Raw genomic sequence first — 25,561 nt, forward strand, 5'->3', positions numbered from 1 at the left:
TTAATCTTGACTTTAAAAATAAAAGAACACACATTTTTCTAGTTTTCTTCTTATTTCTAAAAATTATTCTGATATACTAAAAGACATAATGAGTAAAAAGGAGTTTGTTCATGAAAAAGAAACACAGTACACTTTATACCGTAATTCAATTTTCATTTATTTTGCTACTTGCGCTTTTTTTGAGGGCTTTTGTTTTGACGCCGGTAGAAGTTGTCGGCATCTCGATGGAGCCAACTTATCATGAATCAGATCGTTTATGGCAGTCTTCTTTTCTGAATCCCAAACGATTTGATGTAGCAACTTTCCCTAGCCCACGAGATGGCAAGCGAATCGTTAAGCGGATTGTAGGTCTGCCGGGCGACACTATTCGGATGGAAAATGATCAATTGTATATCAATGACAAAAAATATGATGAACCCTATTTAGATGAATTTAAGAACGCTTTAACAGATGGTAACCCTTTAACAACTGACTTTACTTTAAAAAATAGCGCGACAGCACCTGCAACAGTTGTTCCTGAAGGAAAATACTTTGTGTTAGGCGATAATCGTCGGAAAACGGATGATAGTCGGTATTTTGGGTTTGTAGATAAAGAAGCGATTGTAGGGGTTGTCTACTTTCGTTATTATCCGTTGAATAAGATTGGAGTACAATAAACTTATATTCTATGTATCATAAGCTGACTTTTGGCGTGTTTTCTTATAAAAGCTGTATAATATAAAAAATATTGTACAGCTCTAGTTGCGTTTTAAGAATAGGAAGGATTGAAAAAATGGACCATTCATTGGCACTACTAGAAGGTCGCTGGGTTATACGAGGGACTAACTTTCCTCTTTGGCTATCAAAAAAACGGAGCCATCCTACTATACAATATAAGACGCTAGCAAATGATCCTCTTACGTTTTTAGATATCGTGCACTATAAAAATAATAAGGGACGGTTAAAAGAAATTATCGGAGTTGACACGTTAAAAAATAATCGCTTTATTTGGAGAGGGCGCGGAATTTTAAACATTTTAAGTAGTACGTGGTCCGTTTTGGCTATTACAGATACTATTTTAGTAATCAAATTTGAACAATCGTTCGTAACACCTGCCGGGATCGATATTTTAGTTCGAGAACATGCCAACATCGCCGACCCCAAAGAACTCGTTTCAACTTCTCTCGATCAATATTCTCTTACACCAAGTGAATTTGAACAATTAGTCTGGCTTTAAGAAACTTGCAATTGGCGTTGATACAATAAAAAACGGAACGTGAGTGGACACAACTCTAAGAGTCACCTCCACCCACGTTCCGTTTGTATGTTAATCTTTTTGCTGTAATTTAATGGCTAGTTGATATAGTGGTACTAATTCCTCATATGTTTTCAACATATACTCACGGGCTTTTTCTGGATCGTTTAATAAATCATCTGTCTTTCTGATTATTCGACCAATCTGAAATTCGCCTTTCTTTACATCACGAAAACGAGTTAGGTGTTTCGCTAAATCTGCTTCTTTCAACGGTTCGATTTCGGGCTTTGTGTGGTCGACCGACAAGTAAAAGTCATCATCCAACTGTTCAAATAATGCTTGATTTTCTAAGAAGGCTTGTGCGATTTCTTTTTCATTTTTTGGATTATCAATCAAGGATAACCACATGAATAAATAATCCGGCCAAATCCCTAATTGAAAATGAGCTTCCATTTTGTATCCTCGTTTTTTCTGACTTAAAGCTGACCACGTATTTTCTGGTGGGTAAACGGTCCTACGGCGATGTTGCGCGATATGGACGAAAAATTCCGTTTCTACTTGATTCCCTAATTTTTCAGCAAAATGCTCATCTAATTCTTGAAATTTGGGTTGGATCGTCGAACGAATACCTGCCATTCTCGGATCCAACCCTTCAATAGTAAACACATCAAAATCTTTTTCAGTAAACATCAACATGTATTCATTTCTCCTCTGAGCTGTTCTGTTAGTTATGGAGCTGCTGCCATTCTTCTAATGTAATGCCCCGCATGATATCCGTCACGATTTTTCCTTTACACATTCGAGCATTTGGAATATTGCCTTCTATTTTCATGCCGATTTTTTCCATCACGCGACCTGATTGAGGATTGTCGATATCATGAATAGCAAAAATCCGCATCAATTGTAACTCATTAAACCCTAGGCGGAGCAATTCACTGGCCGCTTCTGCTACAAATCCTTGCCCCCAAAATGCTTTATTTAACGAATAACCTATTTCAGCAATATTATGCTGCTCGACTACACGTAAGTCGATTGCTCCTATGAGTTTTCCTGTTTCTTTTAGTTCAATGCCATATTTTCCTAGTGGCGCGGACATAAAATAGTTCGCAATACTTTCTTTTGTATCCTTAATAGACTGATGGATGGGGAAAACATATGCGACTGTTTCTTCATCGGACCCGTATTCGTACATATCATTCGCATCGTTTAATGTGATTGGGCGCAGTTTTAAGCGATCGGTCTCCAAAAAGCGGTTCTTCGCAAAAATCAAATTCCGATTGATGACAATTTCCATAAATTTCACCTGCTTTTCATACTACTTTACAGAAAGAAACTCTCAGAGGCAAGTAAAAAATAAAAAATCCAGAACTAATTGCTTACCACTTCTTTAATGAATGATTTGACTTCTTCTTGTTTTCCTTCACTAAGAAGTTGAACAATTTTACTTCCTACAATCACGCCTGCACAACTTTTTCTAAAACGATCCACATGTTCTTTTGAAGAAACACCAAAGCCTGCTAAAACTGGTTTGTCACTTACACTTTGAATGTACGCTAAATGCTCATCTAAGGTTTCCTGATACTGTCGACCAGTCCCTGTCACTCCATTGACTGCCACAGCATAAATAAATCCTTCTCCAGTGGACACTAATTCCGGAATGCGTTCTTTTGGCGTAGTCAACGCTACTAAAGGAATCAACGCCACATCACTGTCTTTTAACAGCGGCTTCACTAATTCCTGATGTTCATATGGTAAATCTGGAATGATCAATCCTAAAACATTTGTTTCCGCCAAATCTTGAACAAACATTTCCAATCCGTAGCTCAAAATTGGATTAAAATAGGTCATGATCACTAATGGTGTTGTCGTTTTTATTTGTTTTAATTGTTGGATTATTTTTCGAAGTGTCACGTTATTTGTTAAGGATTTTAGTCCAGCAACTTGAATGACAGGACCATCTGCAACAGGATCCGAAAAGGGGATGCCTACTTCGATCGCACTCGCTCCTGCATCTGTCAGTAATTGAATTTCAGAGGCTAATTGATCCAGACCTTGAGCACCTGCCATAATGTATGGTACAAAAATGGTTTCATTCGCTTGCTGCTTCTCTTTTAATTGTTTGGTTAATGATTTCATCGGCTAGCCTTCCCTTCCAACAATTCTTTGATTTGCTGTACATCTTTATCCCCTCGACCTGAAAGGCAAACAATGATTTGTTTGTCTGGACCAAGATCTTTTGCGACTTTAAGAGCGTGACTAATTGCATGAGCACTCTCTAAAGCAGGAATGATTCCTTCTGTTTGACATAAAATTTTAAAAGCCTCTAGCGCTTCTTGATCCGTAACAGATTCATAACTTGCTCTTTGTGTTTCGTTTAAATGACAATGTTCTGGTCCAAGCCCAGGATAATCTAAACCAGCTGAAATTGAGAAGGCTTCTAAAATTTGCCCATCATCATCTTGTAGCAACTTCATCATCGCACCATGCAGGACGCCTATTTTTCCTTTATTGATCGATGCTGCATGTGATTCAGTATTCAAGCCTAATCCAGCGGCCTCAACACCAATTAGAGAAACAGCATCATTTATAAACGGATAGAAAATCCCCATTGCATTACTACCACCGCCCACACAAGCTATCACTGCATCTGGCAGTTTAGTTTCTACTTCTAAAAATTGACGCCTAGCTTCTATCCCAATAATGCTTTGATAGTCCCGAACAATTTCTGGAAATGGATGCGGACCTAAAACAGACCCCATCACATAATGTGTATCTTCCACATTCGCAACCCAAAAGCGTAACGCTTCATTCACTGCGTCTTTTAGTGTCTTACTACCCGATGTCACACTTTCAACTTTCGCACCTAATAATTCCATGCGAAAAACATTCAGTGATTGACGAGCTACATCGACCGCCCCCATAAAAATCGTACAGTCCATTCCAAACAATGCTGCGACTGTAGCAGTTGCTACGCCATGTTGCCCTGCTCCTGTTTCGGCAACTACTTTTTTCTTGCCCATTTTTTTCGCTAACAAAATTTGGCCAATCGTGTTATTGATTTTATGAGCACCAGTGTGGTTTAAATCTTCTCTCTTCAAATAAATCTTAGCTCCACCCGCATACTTTGTTAACCGTTCAGCAAAGTATAAAGGATTTTCCCGTCCTACATATTGTTTCAAGTAGTAATTCAGTTCTGCTTGAAATCCCTCATCGTCCTTCGAAGCTTCATAAACGTCTTCTAATTCTTTGACGGCATACATCAATGTTTCTGGAACAAATTGACCACCGAACTCGCCATAAAACCCTTCTTTTGGTTGACTATACATAATTTTCCTCCTTATAATTTAAAACCTAGCAAACGAGCTAGACAGATTCCCTTAAAAATGCAATGATTTTTTTTAGATCTTTTTCTCCAGTTGTTTCAACACCACTGGATACATCGACTGCATATGGATTAAATGTTCGTTTGGCTTTTTGGACATTCTCTGGCGTTAGGCCTCCCGCGATGATTATTTTTTTGTTTTTTATGGAACTTGTATCAAGTTGTTGCCAATCGAACACTTCCCCGTTTCCCCCCACAAATTGCTTCGGTGGGGCATCAAATAGTAGAAATTCCGCCGATGTTTCCTGAATCATGTTTTCTTGTGTTGCCCCGTCGACAGGTATTGCTCGAATGAGTGGAACTGAAAAACGCTCCGAAGGTACTGTCCCATGAATCTGTACTATATCTAGGTTTGCTTCCTGAATTATTCTTTCAACTTCTGACAGACTTGGCGAAACAAAGACACCCACTTTTTTTACTTCTTCTGGTACATTTTTTGTGATTTCTTTTGTTTTTTTAGCAGTTATTTGGCGTTTACTTTCTGCAAAAACAAAACCAAGATAACTTGCACCATATGCTACTGCAGTATCTACTTGTTCTTGTGTTTTTAACCCACAAATTTTTACTTTCATCGCAAAACCTGCAATTCTTTGACTTTTTCTTGAGGATTATTTTGCCGCATCAGTCCTTCTCCAACTAAAACAGCTTGATAGCTTTCTTTCACTAGAGCCACTTGTTCACTCGTTGAAAATCCAGATTCGCTGATATAAACTGCATTTGTTGTTTGTTGCTGTCCTAATTTCTGGCTGACCTCTATTGAAACATCAAATGTTTTTAAATTTCGATTATTCACACCGATTAATGGCGCTGACAAACTTTCCGCTATTGCGAGTTCTTGTGCATCATGAACTTCGATTAAAACTTCCAAACCTAATGCGATCGCTTTATTGTATAATTCTTCTAATTTTGGTTTGGTTAGAACCGAAACAATCAATAAAATAATTGTAGCCCCTGCATTTCTCGCTCGAATCAATTGTTTTTCATCTAGGATAAAATCTTTACACAACACTGGAATAGCTACTTCTGCCGTAACTTTGCGTAAATCCTCGATTGATCCTTTGAAAAAACCTTCATCCGTTAAAACGGAAATCGCTGTAACCCCTGCTTCTTCATAGGCTTTTGCCTGTTGGATCACATTAACTGCCAAATTGATTGCACCTTTAGACGGGGAAGCTCGTTTGACTTCTCCAATAATATGCATCTTTTCAGGATGATCTTTGACGTGTTGGTAAAATGAGTAGGTTTTCCGTAATGGTTGAATGATTTCGAAAGGCATATCGTTCACTTCTTGTTTTTTTTCATTGATAATTTTTGCTAAAAAATCCATTTAAGCAACCTCCTTTTGTACTCGGATCAGCTGTTGTAGTTTATCAAAAGCCGCTCCGCTCGCCACACAATCTTTCGCTAATGAAATGCCCTCTTGAACTGACGAAACTTTCCCATTGCTGTAAAATCCCAACCCAGCATTTAATAAAACAGTGTCTAAATAAGGACTCGCCTGATTGTGCAAAATAGATAATAGCGTCTCCGTATTTTGCTCAGCATTTCCTCCACGAATCGCGTCTATAGGAAGACGAGCAAAACCAAACATCTCTGGTTCAATCGTATGCATCGTGATACGCTCGTCTTCCAATAAAGCAAAATGTGTGGTTCCAGCAAGTGAGGCCTCATCCAATCCACCCGAACCATTGACTACAATTGCTCGCTCACGTCCCAATTCACCTAATGTTTTCGCTGTTTCTTCCAGCAAGTCTCGACGATAGGTTCCCATTAATTGTGAATTTAAATGAACCGGATTCGTCAACGGACCAATCAAATTTAGGATAGTTGGTGTCCTTAATTCTCTGCGTACTTTCATGGCATATTTCATCTTTGGATGCATATGAGGCGCAAAAAGAAAGACCAATCCAACTTCATTTAGTACGGTACTTAATTTATCTGGTGGAAGTGAAATCGTTACACCCAAACATTCAAAAATGTCTGCGCTGCCTGATTTACTGGAAATACTGCGATTACCATGTTTAGCGACAGTTACACCGCCTGCTGCTAAAACAAATGCAGCAGTTGTACTAATATTGAAACTACCTGACTGATCCCCACCAGTTCCGCAATTATCCATAACATTCTCTTTTTGGCAGTCGATCATGATGGCTTTTCTCTGAATCGTTTCAGCTATTCCTGCCATTTCTTCCGCTGTTTCTCCTTTGCATTTCAACCCAGTTAAAAAAGCGGCGATTTGACTATCCCTAAGCTGACCTTCAAACATTTGTTCTGCTACTTGCTGTGCTTCTAGACGTGATAAATGTTCCTGCCTAAAAAGCTTCTCAAATATGTCGTTCATCTCATTGTTCCTCCATTCGTTGGATAAAATTATGAATAATGGCTGCACCAATCGTTGTCCCAATCGATTCTGGATGAAATTGAAGCCCAAAAATGGGATATATTTGATGTTCAATCGCCATGATTTCTTGATAATCTGTCGCTATTGCTGTCACGATGAATTCTTCTGGTAAAGTTTTCCGATCAATTACGAGTGAGTGATACCGCATCACTAGGCTTTCATTCGAGATTCCTGCAAACAAGCAGCTGCCTTGATCTGCTTTAATAAGCGATTGTTTCCCGTGACGAATCTCTTTGCCAATTACCACCTTAGCGCCAAAGACTTCACCAATCGTTTGATGGCCTAAACAAATACCTAGTAATGGCTTTTGTTGGTAAAATTGTAGAATCACTTCTTTTACATAGCCTGTTTCTGCTGGCGTTCCTGGTCCAGGTGAAATCACGATTGCATCTGCTTGTTCTGCTAAGGAAAAAATATCGCCTGAATCGTTTCGAATAATCACTACATCTTGATCTGTTCCAATCAATTGAGCAAGATTATGTGTAAATGAATCATAATTATCAATCAGTAAAATCATTTTTCTACCTCCAAAAGAGCTTTGGCTTTTTGCAACGTTTCTTCATATTCTTTTGTAGGCTCAGAATCATATACAATTCCTGCACCTGCTTGTACGTATGCTTTATTTTGGTGAATGACCATCGTTCTTATCGCAATAGCAAAATCAGCTTGATCATTTTTAGACAAGTAGCCGACTGCGCCTGCATAGATGTTTCGTTTGACTGGTTCGAGTTCATAAATACGTTGCATCGCCCGAATTTTGGGTGCACCGCTTACCGTACCAGCAGGTAACGTTGCCTTTAGTGCATCCATCGCAGTCAATTCTTTTTTTAGTTTTCCGGTCACGACTGAAACTAAATGCATGACAAAGCGATACTTTTCAACTGTCATATAGACTGGGACTTCAACAGAACCTATTTCACTAATTTTTCCGATATCGTTGCGACCTAAATCGATCAACATTTGATGCTCCGCACGTTCTTTTTCATCAGTGAGTAGTTCTTGTTCTAGTATCGAATCCTGTTCTACTGTCTGCCCTCGTTTCCGTGTACCAGCAATTGGATTTGTTGTTACGATTTCATTTTTAATACTGACTAAACTTTCTGGAGATGATCCGATTACATATGTTTCGCCAAAATCTAGGAAATACAGATACGTTGATGGATTCGTGACGCGTAATCTGCGGTAATAATCGAAAGGTTCTTCTTCAAAATCAGCCGTTAGACGTTGCGAGGGAACCATTTGAAACATGTCACCTTGCTTGATATAGTTTTTTACTTTGGCGACGACTTGTTCAAAACTTGCTTGGGTAAAGTTGCTTTGGTAGTGTAATTTTTTTAACTGAATCTCTTTTTGTTCTTCTTCACTCGGCGTTTGCAATTCTTTTATTTTTTGATTGATAGCTTCGTTTAATGTTCCTTCCCCTCGTTTTGAGTATGTATCAGCTTCTACTAACACTATTTTTTCGCCTACGTGATCGAAAATCAAATACGAATCGAATAGATAAAAGTGACTATCTGGAATAGTTAATTCATCAAACGGCAGCTTCCCTAAGTCTTCGTAGCAGGCAATCATGTCATAGCCGACATAACCGATCGCCCCACCTTGGAAAGGCAGTTCTTTTACGACTTCTTCGTTTTTCAATACATGTTTTTCCATTTCTTTTAATGGATCTTCTACCGTATTCGTTTGTCCGTCAATCGTTAACTGACCACCAAAACAAGTGATTTCAGAAACCGCATCCCACGCAATGATCGAATAACGACCTTTGCTTTTGTCTCTAGGAATGCTTTCTAAAAGGCATTTGTTTGTTCCTTTGATTCTTAAAAAGGCGGATATTGCGGTTAGATAATCTGCTTGGATTTCTTTGATCAATTGCATTTGATTTCCTCTTTTCTATTTTTTTAGTATTTGATGGGATACAATCGTTTTGGTGATTCACGAGTGTGGGAACTTCGCTCGCCAATTACTATCTATTCTCTACTCTGGCAAAACCAATCACAGCGATGAATAGCAAAAAGCCCTCACAAAACAGATCGATATCTGTTTTGTGAGGGCGAATAATAGTATCCACGGTACCACCTCATTGAAAAGTATCTTTCTTTTTAAGTAGCCTTTGGTCGTCAGGTGCTGTTCATCAGCTACCTCCGGCAAGACCAATTGTGGTGATGAATCACAAAAGCCCCCAAACCACAAAAAATCTGTGGTTTGAGGGCGAAAATTCACGGTGCCACCTCAATGTTGAAAGAAATTCTTTCCTCTTATCAGTCGTCTAACAACGACCTTACTCTATAACGGGAGTTCCCGAAAATGCCTACTAACATTCAACATTTCGCTCGAAAGTCCATTCACAACCCATCCCTTACTGATTCGCAGTACCATCAGCTCTCTGAAAAGTTCCAGTGTTGTTACTCCTCTTTCTCAAAGCTTTACTATTGAGGACAATCATATTAGAAATTTCTAATCTTGTCAACTATTTTTTATATAAAAATTGGTTTTTTTCTTAATTTTTTGACTGAGTAGCATTTTCTTTAATGATTTCTACAATTGTTTTTGCAGCCAATTCCATCGATTCTAATGTGATAAACTCATATTGACCATGGAAGTTTTCGCCACCTGTAAATAAATTAGGCGTTGGAATGCCCATAAATGAAATCTTTGATCCATCTGTTCCACCACGAAATGGCTGAATATTCGGCTCGATATTTAGATTTTCCATTGCTTTGACAGCAAGATTTACAGGGGTCATGTCTTTTTCGATAATTTCGCCCATATTGTAATACTGATCTAAGAAATCAATTGTTATTCTGTTTTTATCAAATGTCTCGTTTAATTCTTTCACGATTTTTGAGAGGGTTTGTTTTCTTTTTTGAAACAGTTCTTTGTCATGATCGCGAATAATGTAGGTCAGTTCGGCATGATCCAATGTTCCATTAAATTTTGACAATAGATAGAATCCTTCATGTCCACGTGTTTTTTCTGGTACTTCCTCTTTAGGCAATTGTGCGTCAATGTACTCACCAAGTTTGATGGCGTTGACCATTACACCATAGGCTGTACCTGGATGAACGCTCGTTCCTTCAATCGTAATCACTGCTTGTGCTGCATTAAATGTTTCATACTCAAAACAGCCCACTCTGCCACTATCTATGGTATACGCGAATTTAGCGGGAAAATGTTCAGCATCAAAACGGTCTGCTCCGCGTCCGATTTCTTCATCAGGCCCAAATGCAAGGCGAACTTCGCCATGTGCAATTTCAGGATGTGCAAGTAGATACTCAACAGCATCTACTATCTCAACAATCCCAGCCTTATCATCCGCTCCTAATAATGTTGTTCCATCCGTTGTGATCAACGTTTGACCTACATATTCTTTTAAATTGGGGAATTCTTCTGTTTCCATAATAATGCCACGTTTTTCATTCAACACAACATTTTGACCGTTATAATTCGGAAAAATCTTAGGTTGGATGTTTTCAGCATGATAATCTGCTGTATCTAAATGCGCAATGAACCCAATTGTTGGCACATTTTCATTCGTTGTAGCGGGTAAAACTGCCGTCAAAAATCCATTTTCTTCATTGTACTGAATATCAGAAAGGCCTATTTCTACTAAATCTTTTTCAATGATATGCGCAAAATCAATTTGTCCTTGTGTTGTCGGAACGAATTGACTGGCTGCATCAGAGCGTGTGTTGACTTTTACATAACGGATAAATCGTTCTAATAATTGACTCATTTTTTTATTCCTTCTTTCACACAAGTTCGTAACGCTATTTAGTCTTCGACATAAGCTGTTCTAAGATTGAAGTAATCACCATATAAGTGATAGCTGATGCCTTTGATTTTGGGATTGATTAGATAATTAGATGCACTTTGATACAGTGGAACTTGAGCTGCATCTTGATCTAATAAAATTTCTTCGGCTTCTTTGTAATCATCAAACTGTTTGTCTGGTACATTGGCGTTGGTTGTCCGTGCATCTGTAATCAGTTTGTCATAGTCAGTGTTTTGATATGAACCATAATTGTAAGCAGACTCTCCCGCATACAAGTTGAAATAAGAATCTAAATCACTGCTACCAGCAATCCAACCAGATAAAGACAGTTCATAGTTTTTATCTTTGCGTGTTTGTAAGACATTGTTTTTTGGTTGAGCATTGATTGTGATTTCGATACCTTTTAAGTTTTCTTGTAATTGACTTTGAACATATTCAGATATTTTTTTCCCATTATCATCATCAGAAACTAAAAGAGATAGTTTGATTTTATCGCCTAAATCAGCTTTGGCTTTTTCCCATTCGACTTGTGCTTTTTTCACGTCATAAACTGAATGGTCACCACTGAATTTTCTGAAGTCTTCAGAGGTTTCTGGATTTTTATATAATCCACTTGGAATCAGACCGTTCAATGGTTTTGAGCCATCATTTAGCACGCTTTTTGTTAGAGCATCTTTGTCGATTGCTTGCGCGATCGCTTTTCGTAAATGAAGGTTGTCAGGCGCTGTTCCATCTTTTTTATTGAAATCCAAATAATAATTAGCGACATCCGAATGGGTTACATAACCGGCATCATCACTATATTGTTGAACGTATTGGCCACTGATTCGGACTAAATCTAATTCGTTTGATTGGTATAAATTGATCCCAGTATTCTCTTCTTTGATTGTATTGACTTTTACTTCTTCTAATTTCACTTTATCCGCATCGTAATATTCAGGATTTTTCTTTAATGTCCAGGTGTCTGATGAAGCATCCCAATCCGTTAAGATAAATGGGCCGCTGTAAATCAAATGCTCGCTGTCTGTTGCATACTCTTTTCCTTGTTTTTCTACATACGCTTGGTTTTGTGGGGCTAACCAGCCAATGGATGCAACTGTCAGAAACGATGGCTGTGCTTGTTCTAATGTCACTTCAAACTCTTTGTCACTTGGGGCAGAAAGACCAATTTCATCAACTGATTTTTCGCCATTACGAATGGCTTTGCTGTTTTTTACGTTATCTAATAAATACGCATTTGGACCTATTGTTGCTGGCGTTACTAGTTTTTTCCATGAATATAAGAAATCTTGTGCTGTGATTGGTTCTCCATTGCTCCAATTGATTCCTTCTTTAAGTGTAAATTTATACGTTAAACCATCTTCGCTGATATCAACTTTCTCTGCTAAACCAGGAATTGGCGTGCTATCATCGTCAAAACGATATAAGCCTTCAAAAAGATGTTGAACGATCGTAAAGGTATTTTTATCCATTGTTTGGGTTGTATCTAAAGTTGAAAGTGGTGCTGGTGAACTGATTTCGATTTTTTGACTTGCTGCGATTGTACCAGCTTCGCTTTTGGTCGTCTCTTTTTTGTCGTTGCCCCCGCATGCTGTTAGTAATAATCCCGTTAATACTGCACTTACGACTAATAATTTTTTCTTCACTTTGTTTCCCCCTTCAGTATCTATATACATTAAGCTACTCCTACCTTGTCTGTGTAGATGTTGGAAAAGTTGAATATAATGTACCGTTTCTCCCTTTGGTCGCCAAGTACTGTTCATCATCTACTCTGGCGTAACCAGGCGCAGTGATTCATAGCAAAAAAACTCCCATCCTATAAAAAGGACGAGAGTTTTAAACTTTCGCGGTACCACCTTCAATTGACTTACATAGTAAGCCCACTCTTTCAGTACAACCATACTGAGGCGCTATAACAGGCGCACCTGAATTGATCTTAACTTGTTCGATCAATTTGTTCAAAGGCCATTTTCTCTTCCATATTCACTGTCTCTTCCCACCAAACGAGACTCTCTTTGAGTTATCTGAAAAATACTTTCCTTATCTTCACATTTAATTTTAATAGATAATGTATTATATGGATTGTAGCATATAAGGAGAATAAACGTCAATAATTGGTTATATAATTTCCAAGCCATTTGATTACATCTTTTGAAAATTATAAGAGAGCTGGCTTTTTAAAGTTGTCTCACTACTTAGGATATCATCTCTTGCACTATATCGTTGTCATTTCAACCATGAAGAGTATAGGGAAACATTATTAGGATTTTTATTTTTACGTGTTATAAAATAAAGTTCACATTAACTTTGATTATTGATATAATGAGTAGACCATGTTATTTGATTCATTTATGACTAATATTTTAAAAGGTGGAATTTTGAATGTATTGTTCCAATTGTGGCAGTAAAATTAATGAAAAATCAGTACTTTGTCCACATTGTGGAACAATTTTAAAAAAAGAGTTTTTTAGTAGGAATACTGAAATTGGATGGGGGATTCTAGGTTTTTTTGTTCCTGTTGTTGGACTAATTCTTTATTTAATTTGGCTAGAAACTAAACCTAAAATTGCTAAAACAGCTGGGTTGGGTGCGCTTTGCGGTGTGTCTACGATCATTCTATTTTGGATCTTGTATTTCTTATTTTTTGTTCTTCTACTTCTTGTGATATAAAATCATAAACTACATGAATTAATGGTAAAAATAAAAAAGGAGCTTTTAACTATGTACTGTTCAAATTGTGGTAAAGAAATCGACAAAGCAGCTGTAGTATGCCCACACTGTGGTGTGCCAACGGAAAATGCGAATAAAGATGTCGATAACGGTGGTTTTTTGTGGGGACTACTAGGTTGTTGTATTCCGATAGTAGGTTTAATTTTATTTTTAGTTTGGAAAGATGACAAGCCAAAAACAGCGAAAGCTGCAGGAATTGGTGCTTTAGTAAGTGTTGGATGTGTTGTATTTTTTTATGTTTTACTTTTCATCATAGGTATGTATGGAGCGTCGTTAAGTTCTGGATACTAATTGGTTAGCTAGGATCTTTGGTTGTCATTGTCTTCCAAATAGATCATTTTATTTTCGGCAAAAACAGTTCCCAATATGCGCTAGATGTACTGGAGAATTAATTGGTATTTTAGTTGGTATTATCAGTTTTCCATTTGTACATTTTTCTATTTTATTTTTAATTCTTTTGCTATTACCATTAATTTTTGATGGTTTTTTGCAATTACTAACTACCTATGAAAGCAAAAATGTACGGCGCTGCATTACAGGTATATTGTTTGGTTATGCCTTTTCACAATTAATCATAATGTCGATGGTTTATGTCTATTTATTGGGCTACAATCATGCACGTTAAATGAAACAATCTTGTCCTAAGGGCGTGGACAAAAGTAAAATCACTTTTGTTTCACACCCCAGATGCGAATAAACGGTGGGATCAGAAGCAATCCCTTCTTATTTCTCGGGATTAAACGCTTCTGTCTCAGCCTCTTTTTAATGTACTCAACTATAATGATTGTGTAGAGGTTGATAGAGCATATTCCTATCAATCTAACGAGTCCCTTACTTGTTTAAACTGACTTGAACCTAAAAAAAGCATCTCCCATACTCAATTTTATCTTCCTTAGGGTACTAGAAAATCGAGTATCATGTAGATGCTTTTTTTATTTTCCTTGATTTATTTCAACGCTTTTTGTACATCTTCAATCATTAGGTGTGTAGACTCTAATCCTCCACCACTTAGGTACCAAACGTCAGGTTGTAAAGAAATTACTTTGCCATTTTTTCCAGCATTTGTTTGTTTAACTAGTTCATTGTTTTCTACGTTATCGTTTGTATCGTCGCCACCAATTGCTTTCGTGCGGTCAACTACAAACAAGATATCTGGATTTTTTTCTAATACATATTCATATGAAACACTTTGACCATGTGTTGAAGCTTCGATGTTGTCGTCTGCTTGTTTAAAGCCAAAAGTATCATGGACGATACCGAAACGAGAACCTTTACCATAAGCAGAAAGTTGTCCTTCATTTACTAAAACAACGAGCGCTATTTCATCACTTGCTTGTGCTTTTTCTTTAACATCTGCAATTTCTTTTTCTAAATCAGCAATCTTTGTTTTTGCTTCGTCTTGCTTGTCGAAAATTTCAGCTAATGTTTCGATATTATTCTTCGTAGAGTTCCACGTATCTTTGGCATCAACTGCAAGATAAATGGTTGGCGCAATTTTGCTCAACTTATCTTGGAAATCTTTTTGACGACCAGAGATAATGATCATGTCTGGTTTTAGTTGATTGATTTTTTCTAAATCCGGTTCTTTGATTCCACCTGCAGATTCTACTTTGTTGTAGCTGTCTAAATATTTAGGTAAGTTTTTGGTTGGCGCACCAACAACTGCGTCCCCCGCCCCTAGTGCGTCGATCGTATCTAGTGATCCATTGTCGAAAACAACCACTTTTTTAGGATTTTTGGGTACTTCTACTGAACCATTTGAATCGTTTACTGTGATTGATGTTGCTTCTGAACTTGATTCTTTCGAAGCTGAACCGTCTGTTGTTTTTTTATCATTGTTGTTACATGCTCCTAAAGTAAGAAGTGCGATCATTGATACAGTTGCAATTGCTAAGAATTTCTTTTTCATTTTATTTCCCCCAGTTTAAATAATGTTTTTAAATTTTTTCTACCGTAGATTAATGTGTTTGTTCTGTTTTTCTTATGATCTAGCCACACACATGTTAGCCTTCTCAGCAATAACGAATAAAAATAAATTAATCTAGAAAAATACCTACTGCACATCGTTACGATTTCATCAATTTCTAAGTATCAAAGACACTAAGAATTGAAGAACTTAGTTGTTCGAAATTTAAAGGGTTCGTTCCACTGTTCTAATTAAAGTACATACAAAATCTTTTTCCTTCGATCTCACAAATTCGGATAGTCATATCGTATAGTTTGTTCAAAACTTCTGATTGGATAATGTCATCTGTACTACCATGAGTAAATAGGCGACCGTCTTTCATTGCTACGATCTCATCTGCATAGCTCGCTGCAAAATTGATGTCGTGAAGCACAATAATGACTGTTTTCCCAAATTCATCTACCAAACGGCGTAAGGTCTGCATCATTTGGACCGCAAAATTCATATCTAGATTATTCAACGGTTCATCCAGCAAAATATAATCCGTATCTTGCGCTAAAACCATCGCAATATAGACTCGCTGTAATTGACCACCTGACAATGTATCGATCAATTCATCTGCCAAATCCAGCAACCCAAGATTTGCCATTGCCTCTTCAACTTTTTCATGGTCTTCTTTTTTCAAACGCCCTTTACTATAAGGAAAACGACCGAAATTAACTAGCTCTCGAACGGTAATTTTCAGATTGATGCCATTCGTTTGTTTTAAAATTGATAGCTTTTTAGATAATTCACTTTGTTTCCACGTTTTTACTTCATTGTGATCTAAATAAATCTCACCAGTATCTTTGGGAATTAAACGACTCATCATCGAAAGCAGCGTACTTTTCCCTGCCCCATTTGGACCAATAAATGCTGTTAATTTTTGCTCCGTAATCGGCAATTGAACTTCTGACACAACAATCTTTTCACCATATCTCTTTGACACATTTTTGATTTCGATCATCTGCGCTGCTTCCTTTCACTAATAATTTTTCCGACAAAATAGACACCGCCGCCAAATTCAATCACAATGCTTAACGTGGTATTCAACTGAAACACTTGCTCTACAAGAAATTGGCCGAACACCAATAATAAGATTGACAATAAACTACCGCCTAAGAATAATTCACGATGTCGATAGGTACCCATGAGCTGATAACTCATATTTGCTACAATAAATCCAAGAAATGTGACAGGTCCAACCAACGCTGTCGAAAGCCCGATCAACCCACTAATGACCGTCAACAAGATAAACTGGAACCTCGGAACATTGATTCCTAAACTAGTTGCTTGCTCATTTCCCAAATGCAAGACATCTAGCGCATGACTTTTTAGCCATAAGAAACCTACCAAGAACGTGATCAAAATACCCGCTATTAGTAAATGCTGACTATTCACATTTCCAAAACTGGCAAATAATTTACCTTGTAGTAAATCATATTCATTTGGGTCCATCACCACTTGCAAAAATGTACTAATGCTATTGAAAAAGGTTCCTAAAATAATCCCAATCATCAATAATAAAAATAGATCATTCCCACCTTTGTTCAATAAAAAACGAGACAACATGATACTAGCACTCACCATCAACAAAACATTCAAAAGAAACGTAGCGATTGTTTCATTGCCCAAAAGCTGTTGTCCACCTAAAAAGAAAAACAATAAGGTCTGAATAAAAACGTATAATGAATCTAACCCTAAAATATTTGGTGTTAGAAAGTGATTCTGTGTCATCGTCTGAAAACTGATCGTTGAAAATGTGGCTGCGATCCCGACAAAAACAAAAGCCAGTAATTTTTTCCCTCTCAACTCTAAAGCAAAGGCCCAATTTCCATATGTTTTATAAGACAAATACAATACACAAACCGCAATAACGGCAAACAACAATAATAGAATTTTCACCGCTGATGACTGGAAGATTTTTTTCATGCTATTTTCCTCCTCATCAATAATGCGATAAAGATAAAGCTGCCTAAAACACCGACAACCACACTAACTGGGATTTCATACGGTGCAATCACGATACGTGCTAAAATATCACACGCCAATAAAAAAATACTTCCGCCAATCGCTGTGATTGCCAGTGTATTTTTCATATGATCGCCATACCGCATCGACACTAGATTGGGTACGATCACACCGAGAAAGGGAATATTTCCAACCATGATCAAGACCACTGCACTGGATAAAGCTACGATACCTAACCCAAATAACTGAATCCGTTGATAATTCAATCCCAGATTCGTCGCCATATCTTCACCCATCCCGACTACCGTAAAACGATACGCAAAAAGATACGTAATGATCAATAACGGAATCGTTAGATAAAGCAGTTCGTAATTGCCTTTCATCACTGTGGAAAAATTCCCCTGTAACCAAGAAGACATATTTTGAACGAGCTGAAATTGATACGCAAAAAACGTTGCCACCGAACCAATGATATTTCCAAACATCACGCCGATCAGTGGAATCATCACTTGATTTTTTGCAGGTAAAAAGCGTGTTAAAAAAATAAAAATCAATGTGCCGCCAAAAGCAAACAAGAAGGCAATAAACGATCGAAATAATAACGGTGCACTCGGAAAAAGGATCATGACGACTAAAATCCCTAGACGAGCACTATCCATCGTGCCTGCAGTACTTGGCGAAACAAATTTATTCTGTGTTAAATGCTGCATGATCAAACCTGAAATACTGATCGTACTTCCAGCAATCACCAAACTGATCGTTCGAGGCAGCCGCGTTGTTAACAATACTAATTGTTGCTGTGAATCCCATTGAAACAATTGTGTCAGAGAGATATCTTTCACTCCGACAAAAATTGATAATACAATCAAAAGGAGTAAGAGAACAAATAGGCCTATTTTTTTCATATACTTGCTCCATTTTTCTAATTGAGAATGATTTTCATTCTTACTTATTAGTCTATGCGAAATGAGTAAGAAAAGCAATACCTTTTTAGCTTTTATTCCTTCTCAATTAGAGCCAAACATCAATTTTTTTCAGGTGTTTCTCTCTTGTTCTATGCTATAATTCGAAGTAAGACTATATGGAAGTAGGTACGATAATTAATGGCACAAGATGACTTACAGAAACATTTAGACAATGCAATGTATGGCACCCCGCTACTAAAACCAGAAGAACAGCGAAAATATATGGGCACCTTTCGCGAAAGATGTTACCTAACAATGACGATTGCACAGATGAAAAACACAGCGGATACAGCAAATTTCTTAAAAGAACTGACACAACACCCTGACGCTAAGGTTCTTTTGAATGGTGCAATGGCAAGTGATCTGCAATCTCGCTATATTAAATTGATCAATGAGCGAAACATAAAATTTACCGTAGTAAATGATTTTGTTGAAAATACTCCCGAATCTTTTGGATTAGTTTTAACTGCAAAAGAAGCGGTAAATGAGGAAACGATCGATATTGAGGAAAAATATCCGAACCAAACGGATACACCTATCAAAACAGAAGAGTCTAAAAAGGGATTCTGGCATAAACTTTTTCATTAGGAGAAAGGGAACCAAGTAGGTACCTTGCAGTGTCAAGTTATAGAGTTATCCCCTTCATTCGTATTTCTCGATCATTCGTTTGGATAACTAAAAAGCAGCAAAGAAAACAGATTGCTTTCTTTGCTGCTTTTTTATGATTTGCTTTCTAAAATACTTCTGGGTACAACATCTTCAATACATCCATCGTCAAATGACGTCCTTTACCGGTATGTGGATAGGCATGCATATGCATAGCTGGATTAAAGTTTGCTTCTATAATTCCGTAAGTGCGACTATTCTTTATTCCTTTGACCGATTTATCAGGAACGATCAAGTCGATCCCGCAGATTTTTGCGCCTAAAGCTTGAACTGCTTCAATTGCAATCTGCTTGTAGCTATCATCAAAATCATCCGTTACATCGATTGAATCACCGCCAGTACTGATATTGGAATTCTCTCGTAAATAAACGATTTGATCTTTTTCCGGTACAGAAGTTGTTAAGAGATTCTGCTCTTTTAACATTAATCGTTCAACATCACCTAACTGAATCAGTTCCAAAGGTGAGCGATGGTGTGTTCCTCTCAATGGATCAAGATTCTTTTCTGCTACTAATGCTTCAACTGAGCGAATTCCATCACCAACTACATTTGCTGGCACACGTAACATAATGGCACGCACTTGATCATCCAGCACAAAGAAGCGGTATTCCGTCCCTGGTAGAAATTCTTCGACCAATACGGCCGAATCTTCTTTGAATGCTAATTTCAACGCTTCTGTATAATCAGCTAACGAGGCTCCTTCTTTAAAAATCGTAATGCCTAAGCCATAATTTGTTGTTTTTGGTTTGATTACAAATGCTTTTTCTGAATATTTTATATACGCCTGTTCTGCTTGTTCGATCGTATCAAATTCATCGCCACCTGGCACTGTAAAGCCAGCTTCTGCCAATACTTTTTTCGTAACCGTCTTATTTTCCATGATCAACGGCACGATATAGTTATCTTTACTTGTCATATTTGCATTTTTAACATATTCGATATGGTCATTATGTTTAAGTTTTAAAAATTGTTCGGCTTCATCTAATACTTCAACTTCTACACCTTTTTGAATAGCATCAAATAAAAATAACTGTGTAGAGAGCTCCATATTTCTAAAACCAGCTAATTGATATGGATGTTCAAACGCCATCCCATGATACTCTTTTCCAAAAATGATCCCTAGTTCTTGGTTCGAGTTGCTTTCAATAATTGTCCACATTTTGCCAGCAATCGTTAAATCAGGTGTTCTTAATTGGGTGCGATGAATCTCTAACAATTTTTTAGCTCTAAACAGACCTAAAGCTTCGATCATTTCATCCATTTCAGCAAAAATTCGATCGCCTTCTGCTAAAAGTTTTACTTGTGCAAACGGATGACCTAACGCTACTTGTTCATTCAAGAAATCCCCCGTTGCTACCCAATCATTCGGAGCTTCTTTTTCATCTGTCCATACTAAATACAACATAAACAAATGAATAAATTCAAGTGACTCTTCGTCCACACCTAATGGCGCAAATGGGTTTAAATCTAGATTTCTAAGTTCGATGTAGCGAACGCCAGTTTTAGGTAAATCAGCCATTTGCTTACCACCACGTAATCGAACCGCTGAATAAAATTCCTTTTCTTCTGATAAAATGCCATTTTCAACCATCCGATGAATGTCGTTGATGTAATGTTGCAATGATTCATAAGATACTTTGACATTTTCATTATTTTTGTAGCCAAATGCACTATTACGTAAACTTCTGACAGGTCCATTTGGTCGCTCTTCACGTTCAGTAAAGTAACCAACCTCACTGACAGGTGAAGCACCAAATAAATAGGTGATCAACCAACGGTAACGCAAATAATTACGTGAGACTTTCATATATAAAATATTTTTGAATTCTTCGATCGTTTCATACTCAGTTTGTGCTGAAAACAGCTGTTTGACCAACTCAATATCATACTCAAAGTTAAAATGAATACCGCTGACCATTTGCTTACGTTTCCCATATTCTCTTGCCAAATAACGACGATACAGAATTCCATCATACTGCTCGAGTTTAGCAATTTTTATATCTTCATCTTTTGGTGGTAGTTTGGGCGGCATACTTAACGGCCAAAGCATCTCATGTTTATTCATTGAGCGTATCGCCACGTCATGAATCGCTGCAAGATAGCGCATCATCCCATTAATAGAATTCGCTACAGGTGTAATCAATTCCATTTGTGTTTCGCTAAAATCAGTTTGAATGTACGGATGATATGTTCTATTTCCTAAAACTTCTGGATGATCCGTCATTGCTAGTTGACCATCAAACGTCGTGCGTTGGCTTTCTTTTTCTAATCCAAATCGTGCAGCCATGACATATGGACGTGCACTTTTTTGCTGTAACAACTCTCTAAATTTCATACTGTCGCCTTTCTTCCCCGTTATTATTCCATTACTCATCATTATATAGAAAAAGAGAAGCAAAAAGAATATTTTAGCTTAAAAATTGTCTAAAAAAAAATAAACTTACTGAATTGGTAAAAAAATAGGTCTTTTTATATTTTTTTATTCACTGAAATATACTCTTTCAAGTCATTCGACTTCATTGTATACTAAAAAGAAAAAATAATTTTAAAGCAGAGGAGTTATAATGGCTAATAAAGCTTTGATTGTTATCGATCTTCAAAATGGTTTAGAAAATACTGGATCTGGGTTGTTTCGACTGACAGATACCCTAAATGGTGTAAACGAACGTATTACAGACTATCGAAATAAGCACCAACCAATTCTATTTATCCAGCATGAAGATACCGAGTTAGTTGTCGCTAGTGACAACTGGAAATTATTTGAGCAACTTGATGCCCGAGCAGAAGACTTCTATATCGGAAAAACTCATGCCAATTCTTTCTTCCAAACAAAGCTAAAAAAATGCTTAGATGACCTTTCTGTTACTGAGCTTGAATTTTGTGGCGCTCAAACAGAATATTGTGTTGATACGACGATTCGTATGGCTCACGGCTTAGGGTATACTTGTTTCATGAAACGAGGCCTTAGCACCACATTAAACAATGAATTATTAGGAGCCCAAACAATTATCCAGCATCATGAAAAACTCTGGGACAACCGTTTTCTAACGTTTATTTGATTAAAAAAATACGATATCTCTACTTTCTCTTATTTTACCACATTCAGCGACTAAAAATTAACATTATCTCATGGTATCCTCTAGTCATTCATGATAGTATAACTAGGGGATATTTGTTGAACTATTTTTCTTTTGCTCTTATTATTCGTTCAATGAAGAAATATCCGACATTCTTTGACATTGGAGGAACGTTTTACATGAAATTTTCAAAAAGACAAATCCAAGATACGTTGTATGTAACGATTGGTTCTTTTATTTTAGCGGTATCGATCAATTCGATTTTATTACCAAATAAAATCGTAGCAGGAGGCGCAAATGGGATCAGCGTGGTAATCAATTATTTATTTGGGATCAATCCCGCATTGATTTTATATGCTATCAACTTGCCTTTATTACTTCTTTGCTTTTTATTTTTAGGAAAAGAAGTTGGGATCAAAACGATTTATGGCAGTTTGATTTACCCATTTTTTGTAGGGATCACGACTCATTTGCCCGTCCTTACGCACAATATTTTTCTCGCAACGATCTTCGGTGGTATTTTAACCGGGATTGGGCTAGGGCTTGAATTTAGAGGGAATGCTTCCACTGGTGGGACTGCGATCATTTCACAAATGGTGAATAAGTACTTTAAAATTTCATTAGGTGTTTCGATTTTATTCGTAGATGGTTTAGTGATTTTATCCGCGCTCTTTGTTTTCAATACTGATACAGTACTCTTCTCACTTATTTGTTTATACCTTATTGGGAGAGTGGTGGACATGGTCCAAGTTGGCTTCGTTCGTTCGAAAAATGTCATGATCATTTCACCGAAATATACGGAAATCAAAGAAAAAATCTTAGTCGATATGGACAAAGGCTTAACGATGGTTCCAATTGAAGGGGGTTATCAAAAAAATCCAAGCATGTTGATGATGACAGTCATTAGTGAAAAAGACTTTGCTAAGATCAAAGAGAACGTTCTGGCAATTGATGAAGAAGCCTTTATTGTTTCGATGAATGCCAGTGAAGTTTTTGGTAAAGGATTTAGTTTAAAGAAAATCGCAGAAGACTATGGGATTGAGACAAATAATTTGTAAGCAGAAAAGCGGGATGAACCGTTTAGACCTCGAACAAATTAGGAAACTACTGGAAAGATGCTCTTTATCTTTTCATTAGTTTATCTATTTGTTGAGAGGTCTGGTTCATATCGCTAGATCAAAAAAAAGCGGGATGAACCGCTTAGACCACCTCGAACAAATTAAAAAACCTTTTGAGATTCTACTTCGTTGTAGTTACTCAAAAGGTTTTTTAACTATTCTCTACTCTTCGACTTTTAGTAATCCTTTAAACAATCCAATCGCAAAATCATTTGCATCGAATGGTTCTAAATCATCGATTCCTTCGCCTAATCCAACTAATTTCACTGGTAGATGCAACTCATTGCGAATCGCTAGAACGATCCCACCTTTTGCTGTACCATCCAATTTCGTTAAAACTAAACCAGTGACATCTGTTGTTTCTTTAAATTGTTTTGCTTGTGACATTGCATTTTGCCCTGTGGTTGCATCTACTACAAGCAACACTTCATGGGGCGCATCTGGCAATTCACGCTGAATCACGCGTTTGATTTTCTCTAATTCGTTCATCAAATTGACTTTGTTTTGCAAACGGCCTGCTGTATCTACAAGTAAGATATCTGCATTTTCCGTTTTCGCACGTTCTACTGCATCAAAGACAACCGCTGCTGGATCACCACCTGCATTGCCTCGAACCACTTCGACACCGGCACGTTCGCCCCAGACAACTAACTGATCGATAGCCCCTGCTCTAAAAGTATCTGCTGCTGCCAGCACCACTTTTTTACCGTCTTGTTTGAATTCATGTGCTAGTTTTCCGATACTGGTTGTTTTCCCAACACCGTTAACGCCTACAAACAACATGACTGTCAAGCCATTCGTCTGAATATTTAACGCATTATTTTCTTCAATACCCTCTGCTTCGTACAAATCAACCATTTTTTCAATGATTGTATTTTGAACTGCTGCTGGTTTTTTCACATTACGTAATTTTACTTCTTGTCGAAGAGATTCCGTGATTTTAATTGCTGTATCAAACCCAACGTCAGCACCGATCAAGGTTTCTTCTAATTCTTCAAAAAAGTCTTCATCTACTGAGCGGAAATTAGCAAATAACTCATTTAACCTTGCGCCAAAGGTTTTACGGGTTTTTTCCAGCCCTTTTTCGTACTTCTCTTGTACAATGATCTCTTCTTCTTGCTCTTCAATCACTTCAGGTTCAACAAGTTCTTCTGTTGGGATAACAGGAGGATCCATCAGATGAGGATCACTTTCCACTTCCTCTGCTTCAGGATATTCAACAGAGTCATTCTGTGTTTCTTCCGTTGTTTCTTGCTCTGTTTCCTGTTCAAATTGTTCTTCGGGTTTCGCTTCGTCTTCGACAAGTTCTTTTGCCTCGTCTGTTTCGACTTCAGCGGGTGGTGTTTCTTTTTCATTCATAAACGCTTTTTTAATTTTATCGAAAAATCCCATTTAATTCCCTCCTCTCAATGGTTCTAACACAAATTTTTCAACAGCTTGTGCGACACCGTCATTGTCATTTGTATCTGTAATAACATCTGCCAAGTCTTTCACCTTAGCGACAGCATTTTCCATGGCTACACCAAGTCCTGCATATTCAATCATTGGTACATCATTTTCTTCATCACCGATGGTCATGATTTCTTCTTGCTTGATGCCTAAATCTCTGGCTAATAATGAAATACCATATGCCTTCGTAATTCCTTTAGGCATAAATTCCAGCAAATTACTTCTCGTTTTGATTACTTCATAGCGATCGTAAAATGAACTAGGGATTTTTTTTATTTGCTCATCCAAATAGGCTTGATCGACTGCTATAACAGCTTTATTGTAAATTCTATCAGTAGTCAATTGCGCTACTTCATACGACTCAAATGTCAGTAACTTATTTAATTGACTATACAATGATTCATACTCTTGTGTTGTTGACAGTTGCATTACAAGCCCATCCGATAAAATATCTAAAGGGACGTTCAATGATTTGGCTAACTCGTACAACTCGTGTACATTTTCCAAAGCGAGAGAAGATTTCTCTATGATTTCACCCGTGTCATTTTTTTGGACCAAACCACCGTTAAACGTGATACTATAATCTCCATTGTCCCGTAAATTCAATGCATCTAAGTAAATACCGATTGCTGCTAATGGTCGACCTGTACAAATGACGATTTTAACACCCGCAGCTTTTGCTTGTGTCAACGCTTCTTTATTCCTTGCTGAGATTTCCTTTTTACTATCTAAAAGTGTGCCATCTAAATCAATAGCGACTAATTTAATCAATCCAGTCATTCCTCCTTATTAAACGTTTAATAGGTTCGATTTGATCTAATTAAAAAATAGAAAGCATGAATGAAGGA

General features: G+C 37.3%; 26 protein-coding genes and 2 other annotated features. Of the genes, 8 read left to right on the top strand and 18 right to left on the bottom strand.

The window, feature by feature from the left end; all coding sequences use genetic code 11:
• Positions 1 to 110 precede the first annotated feature (110 nt).
• Both lepB and BCR22_RS06605 read left to right on the top strand, forming a co-directional pair.
• The gene (gene lepB / locus BCR22_RS06600) at positions 111 to 656 is read left to right on the top strand and encodes a signal peptidase I (RefSeq protein ID WP_069654146.1); all 546 of its coding nucleotides are present in this window, start codon (positions 111 to 113) and stop codon (positions 654 to 656) included.
• 116 nt (positions 657 to 772) lie between these two features.
• On the top strand, positions 773 to 1,216 hold the full coding sequence (locus BCR22_RS06605; protein WP_069654147.1) for a hypothetical protein: 444 nt from the start codon (positions 773 to 775) through the stop codon (positions 1,214 to 1,216).
• A gap of 90 nt (positions 1,217 to 1,306) precedes the next feature.
• On the opposite strand, the gene BCR22_RS06610 is transcribed toward BCR22_RS06605, so the two are convergent.
• From BCR22_RS06610 to BCR22_RS06660, 11 genes are all read right to left on the bottom strand, one after another.
• On the bottom strand, positions 1,307 to 1,930 hold the full coding sequence (locus BCR22_RS06610; RefSeq protein ID WP_069654148.1) for a DUF1054 domain-containing protein: 624 nt from the start codon (positions 1,928 to 1,930) through the stop codon (positions 1,307 to 1,309).
• Between the two features lie 28 nt (positions 1,931 to 1,958).
• The gene (locus BCR22_RS06615) at positions 1,959 to 2,528 is read right to left on the bottom strand and encodes a GNAT family N-acetyltransferase (RefSeq protein ID WP_069654149.1); all 570 of its coding nucleotides are present in this window, start codon (positions 2,526 to 2,528) and stop codon (positions 1,959 to 1,961) included.
• A 74-nt stretch (positions 2,529 to 2,602) separates the two neighbouring features.
• Positions 2,603 to 3,370 (bottom strand): tryptophan synthase subunit alpha, encoded by a 768-nt coding sequence (trpA, locus tag BCR22_RS06620; protein ID WP_069654150.1) that lies wholly within the window; start codon positions 3,368 to 3,370, stop codon positions 2,603 to 2,605.
• Positions 3,367 to 4,560 (bottom strand): tryptophan synthase subunit beta, encoded by a 1,194-nt coding sequence (gene trpB / locus BCR22_RS06625; RefSeq protein ID WP_083241770.1) that lies wholly within the window; start codon positions 4,558 to 4,560, stop codon positions 3,367 to 3,369. The genes trpA and trpB overlap by 4 nt, the downstream gene beginning before the upstream one ends.
• Before the next feature lie 37 nt (positions 4,561 to 4,597).
• Complete coding sequence (locus tag BCR22_RS06630) at positions 4,598 to 5,188, bottom strand: phosphoribosylanthranilate isomerase (RefSeq protein WP_069654152.1); 591 nt, start codon at positions 5,186 to 5,188, stop codon at positions 4,598 to 4,600.
• Positions 5,185 to 5,943, bottom strand: coding sequence for an indole-3-glycerol phosphate synthase TrpC (gene trpC / locus BCR22_RS06635; RefSeq protein WP_069654153.1), 759 nt, complete (start codon positions 5,941 to 5,943; stop codon positions 5,185 to 5,187). The genes BCR22_RS06630 and trpC overlap by 4 nt, the downstream gene beginning before the upstream one ends.
• On the bottom strand, positions 5,944 to 6,957 hold the full coding sequence (gene trpD, locus BCR22_RS06640) for an anthranilate phosphoribosyltransferase (protein ID WP_069654154.1): 1,014 nt from the start codon (positions 6,955 to 6,957) through the stop codon (positions 5,944 to 5,946).
• Position 6,958: 1 nt separating this feature from the next.
• On the bottom strand, positions 6,959 to 7,534 hold the full coding sequence (locus BCR22_RS06645) for an anthranilate synthase component II (RefSeq protein WP_069654155.1): 576 nt from the start codon (positions 7,532 to 7,534) through the stop codon (positions 6,959 to 6,961).
• Positions 7,531 to 8,895, bottom strand: a complete 1,365-nt coding sequence (gene trpE / locus BCR22_RS06650; protein ID WP_069654156.1) for an anthranilate synthase component I — start codon at positions 8,893 to 8,895, stop codon at positions 7,531 to 7,533. Before trpE ends, BCR22_RS06645 begins: the two co-directional genes overlap by 4 nt.
• Positions 8,896 to 9,221: 326 nt before the next feature.
• Positions 9,222 to 9,448 (bottom strand) — a binding site (T-box leader).
• 69 nt (positions 9,449 to 9,517) lie between these two features.
• On the bottom strand, positions 9,518 to 10,753 hold the full coding sequence (gene pepT, locus BCR22_RS06655; RefSeq protein ID WP_069654157.1) for a peptidase T: 1,236 nt from the start codon (positions 10,751 to 10,753) through the stop codon (positions 9,518 to 9,520).
• Between the two features lie 38 nt (positions 10,754 to 10,791).
• Positions 10,792 to 12,468 carry a peptide ABC transporter substrate-binding protein gene (locus BCR22_RS06660; RefSeq protein WP_069654158.1) on the bottom strand — a complete coding sequence of 559 codons (1,677 nt, stop codon included), beginning with the start codon at positions 12,466 to 12,468 and terminating at the stop codon, positions 10,792 to 10,794.
• 144 nt (positions 12,469 to 12,612) lie between these two features.
• Positions 12,613 to 12,848, bottom strand: a binding site (T-box leader).
• A 326-nt stretch (positions 12,849 to 13,174) separates the two neighbouring features.
• Here BCR22_RS06660 and BCR22_RS06670 point away from each other — a divergent pair.
• Genes BCR22_RS06670 through BCR22_RS16015 form a run of 3 tightly spaced genes read left to right on the top strand, consistent with a single transcriptional unit; the run spans position 13,175 to position 14,147 of the window.
• Complete coding sequence (locus BCR22_RS06670; protein ID WP_069654160.1) at positions 13,175 to 13,462, top strand: zinc-ribbon domain-containing protein; 288 nt, start codon at positions 13,175 to 13,177, stop codon at positions 13,460 to 13,462.
• A gap of 51 nt (positions 13,463 to 13,513) precedes the next feature.
• Positions 13,514 to 13,813 (top strand): zinc ribbon domain-containing protein, encoded by a 300-nt coding sequence (locus BCR22_RS06675; protein ID WP_069654161.1) that lies wholly within the window; start codon positions 13,514 to 13,516, stop codon positions 13,811 to 13,813.
• 13 nt (positions 13,814 to 13,826) lie between these two features.
• Complete coding sequence (locus BCR22_RS16015; protein WP_420841167.1) at positions 13,827 to 14,147, top strand: DUF2085 domain-containing protein; 321 nt, start codon at positions 13,827 to 13,829, stop codon at positions 14,145 to 14,147.
• A 321-nt stretch (positions 14,148 to 14,468) separates the two neighbouring features.
• Here BCR22_RS16015 and fitD read toward each other — a convergent pair whose 3' ends face one another.
• The 4 genes from fitD to fitA all read right to left on the bottom strand — a co-directional run bounded on the left by fitD (position 14,469) and on the right by fitA (position 18,343).
• On the bottom strand, positions 14,469 to 15,431 hold the full coding sequence (gene fitD, locus BCR22_RS06680; RefSeq protein WP_069654162.1) for an iron chelate ABC transporter substrate-binding protein FitD: 963 nt from the start codon (positions 15,429 to 15,431) through the stop codon (positions 14,469 to 14,471).
• Between the two features lie 244 nt (positions 15,432 to 15,675).
• Positions 15,676 to 16,434, bottom strand: coding sequence for an iron chelate ABC transporter ATP-binding protein FitD (gene fitC, locus BCR22_RS06685; RefSeq protein WP_069654163.1), 759 nt, complete (start codon positions 16,432 to 16,434; stop codon positions 15,676 to 15,678).
• Positions 16,431 to 17,399 carry an iron chelate uptake ABC transporter family permease subunit FitB gene (fitB, locus tag BCR22_RS06690; protein ID WP_069654164.1) on the bottom strand — a complete coding sequence of 323 codons (969 nt, stop codon included), beginning with the start codon at positions 17,397 to 17,399 and terminating at the stop codon, positions 16,431 to 16,433. Before fitB ends, fitC begins: the two co-directional genes overlap by 4 nt.
• Entirely contained in the window at positions 17,396 to 18,343 is a 948-nt protein-coding gene (gene fitA, locus BCR22_RS06695; protein WP_069654165.1) for an iron chelate ABC transporter permease FitA, read from the bottom strand. Before fitA ends, fitB begins: the two co-directional genes overlap by 4 nt.
• A gap of 198 nt (positions 18,344 to 18,541) precedes the next feature.
• Between fitA and BCR22_RS06700 the strand changes: the two genes are divergently transcribed.
• On the top strand, positions 18,542 to 18,991 hold the full coding sequence (locus BCR22_RS06700; RefSeq protein ID WP_069654166.1) for a YueI family protein: 450 nt from the start codon (positions 18,542 to 18,544) through the stop codon (positions 18,989 to 18,991).
• Positions 18,992 to 19,136: 145 nt separating this feature from the next.
• Here the strand turns inward: BCR22_RS06700 and gshAB are convergent, their stop codons facing one another.
• Complete coding sequence (gene gshAB / locus BCR22_RS06705) at positions 19,137 to 21,404, bottom strand: bifunctional glutamate--cysteine ligase GshA/glutathione synthetase GshB (RefSeq protein ID WP_069654167.1); 2,268 nt, start codon at positions 21,402 to 21,404, stop codon at positions 19,137 to 19,139.
• A gap of 229 nt (positions 21,405 to 21,633) precedes the next feature.
• On the opposite strand from gshAB, the gene BCR22_RS06710 reads away from it, so the two are divergent.
• The gene (locus BCR22_RS06710) at positions 21,634 to 22,128 is read left to right on the top strand and encodes a cysteine hydrolase family protein (RefSeq protein ID WP_069654168.1); all 495 of its coding nucleotides are present in this window, start codon (positions 21,634 to 21,636) and stop codon (positions 22,126 to 22,128) included.
• Positions 22,129 to 22,325: 197 nt separating this feature from the next.
• Positions 22,326 to 23,204 (top strand): YitT family protein, encoded by an 879-nt coding sequence (locus BCR22_RS06715; RefSeq protein ID WP_069654169.1) that lies wholly within the window; start codon positions 22,326 to 22,328, stop codon positions 23,202 to 23,204.
• 222 nt (positions 23,205 to 23,426) lie between these two features.
• Here BCR22_RS06715 and ftsY read toward each other — a convergent pair whose 3' ends face one another.
• Both ftsY and BCR22_RS06725 read right to left on the bottom strand, forming a co-directional pair.
• Entirely contained in the window at positions 23,427 to 24,623 is a 1,197-nt protein-coding gene (gene ftsY, locus BCR22_RS06720) for a signal recognition particle-docking protein FtsY (RefSeq protein WP_420841168.1), read from the bottom strand.
• 33 nt (positions 24,624 to 24,656) lie between these two features.
• A complete protein-coding gene (locus BCR22_RS06725; protein WP_069654215.1) occupies positions 24,657 to 25,484 on the bottom strand; it encodes a Cof-type HAD-IIB family hydrolase in 828 nt (275 codons plus the stop codon).
• Positions 25,485 to 25,561 lie beyond the last annotated feature (77 nt).

This window comes from Enterococcus plantarum (assembly GCF_001730295.1).
Taxonomy (GTDB): domain Bacteria; phylum Bacillota; class Bacilli; order Lactobacillales; family Enterococcaceae; genus Enterococcus_L; species Enterococcus_L plantarum.

Bases quoted from the DNA above. Each gene is read 5' to 3' on its own strand.
- lepB (WP_069654146.1), top strand. From the start codon at position 111: ATGAAAAAGAAACACAGTACACTTTATACCGTAATTCAATTTTCATTT.
- BCR22_RS06605 (WP_069654147.1), top strand. From the start codon at position 773: ATGGACCATTCATTGGCACTACTAGAAGGTCGCTGGGTTATACGAGGG.
- BCR22_RS06610 (WP_069654148.1), bottom strand. From the start codon at position 1,930: ATGTTGATGTTTACTGAAAAAGATTTTGATGTGTTTACTATTGAAGGG.
- BCR22_RS06615 (WP_069654149.1), bottom strand. From the start codon at position 2,528: ATGGAAATTGTCATCAATCGGAATTTGATTTTTGCGAAGAACCGCTTT.
- trpA (WP_069654150.1), bottom strand. From the start codon at position 3,370: ATGAAATCATTAACCAAACAATTAAAAGAGAAGCAGCAAGCGAATGAA.
- trpB (WP_083241770.1), bottom strand. From the start codon at position 4,560: ATGTATAGTCAACCAAAAGAAGGGTTTTATGGCGAGTTCGGTGGTCAA.
- BCR22_RS06630 (WP_069654152.1), bottom strand. From the start codon at position 5,188: ATGAAAGTAAAAATTTGTGGGTTAAAAACACAAGAACAAGTAGATACT.
- trpC (WP_069654153.1), bottom strand. From the start codon at position 5,943: ATGGATTTTTTAGCAAAAATTATCAATGAAAAAAAACAAGAAGTGAAC.
- trpD (WP_069654154.1), bottom strand. From the start codon at position 6,957: ATGAACGACATATTTGAGAAGCTTTTTAGGCAGGAACATTTATCACGT.
- BCR22_RS06645 (WP_069654155.1), bottom strand. From the start codon at position 7,534: ATGATTTTACTGATTGATAATTATGATTCATTTACACATAATCTTGCT.
- trpE (WP_069654156.1), bottom strand. From the start codon at position 8,895: ATGCAATTGATCAAAGAAATCCAAGCAGATTATCTAACCGCAATATCC.
- pepT (WP_069654157.1), bottom strand. From the start codon at position 10,753: ATGAGTCAATTATTAGAACGATTTATCCGTTATGTAAAAGTCAACACA.
- BCR22_RS06660 (WP_069654158.1), bottom strand. From the start codon at position 12,468: ATGTATATAGATACTGAAGGGGGAAACAAAGTGAAGAAAAAATTATTA.
- BCR22_RS06670 (WP_069654160.1), top strand. From the start codon at position 13,175: ATGTATTGTTCCAATTGTGGCAGTAAAATTAATGAAAAATCAGTACTT.
- BCR22_RS06675 (WP_069654161.1), top strand. From the start codon at position 13,514: ATGTACTGTTCAAATTGTGGTAAAGAAATCGACAAAGCAGCTGTAGTA.
- fitD (WP_069654162.1), bottom strand. From the start codon at position 15,431: ATGAAAAAGAAATTCTTAGCAATTGCAACTGTATCAATGATCGCACTT.
- fitC (WP_069654163.1), bottom strand. From the start codon at position 16,434: ATGATCGAAATCAAAAATGTGTCAAAGAGATATGGTGAAAAGATTGTT.
- fitB (WP_069654164.1), bottom strand. From the start codon at position 17,399: ATGAAAAAAATCTTCCAGTCATCAGCGGTGAAAATTCTATTATTGTTG.
- fitA (WP_069654165.1), bottom strand. From the start codon at position 18,343: ATGAAAAAAATAGGCCTATTTGTTCTCTTACTCCTTTTGATTGTATTA.
- BCR22_RS06700 (WP_069654166.1), top strand. From the start codon at position 18,542: ATGGCACAAGATGACTTACAGAAACATTTAGACAATGCAATGTATGGC.
- gshAB (WP_069654167.1), bottom strand. From the start codon at position 21,404: ATGAAATTTAGAGAGTTGTTACAGCAAAAAAGTGCACGTCCATATGTC.
- BCR22_RS06710 (WP_069654168.1), top strand. From the start codon at position 21,634: ATGGCTAATAAAGCTTTGATTGTTATCGATCTTCAAAATGGTTTAGAA.
- BCR22_RS06715 (WP_069654169.1), top strand. From the start codon at position 22,326: ATGAAATTTTCAAAAAGACAAATCCAAGATACGTTGTATGTAACGATT.
- ftsY (WP_420841168.1), bottom strand. From the start codon at position 24,623: ATGAATGAAAAAGAAACACCACCCGCTGAAGTCGAAACAGACGAGGCA.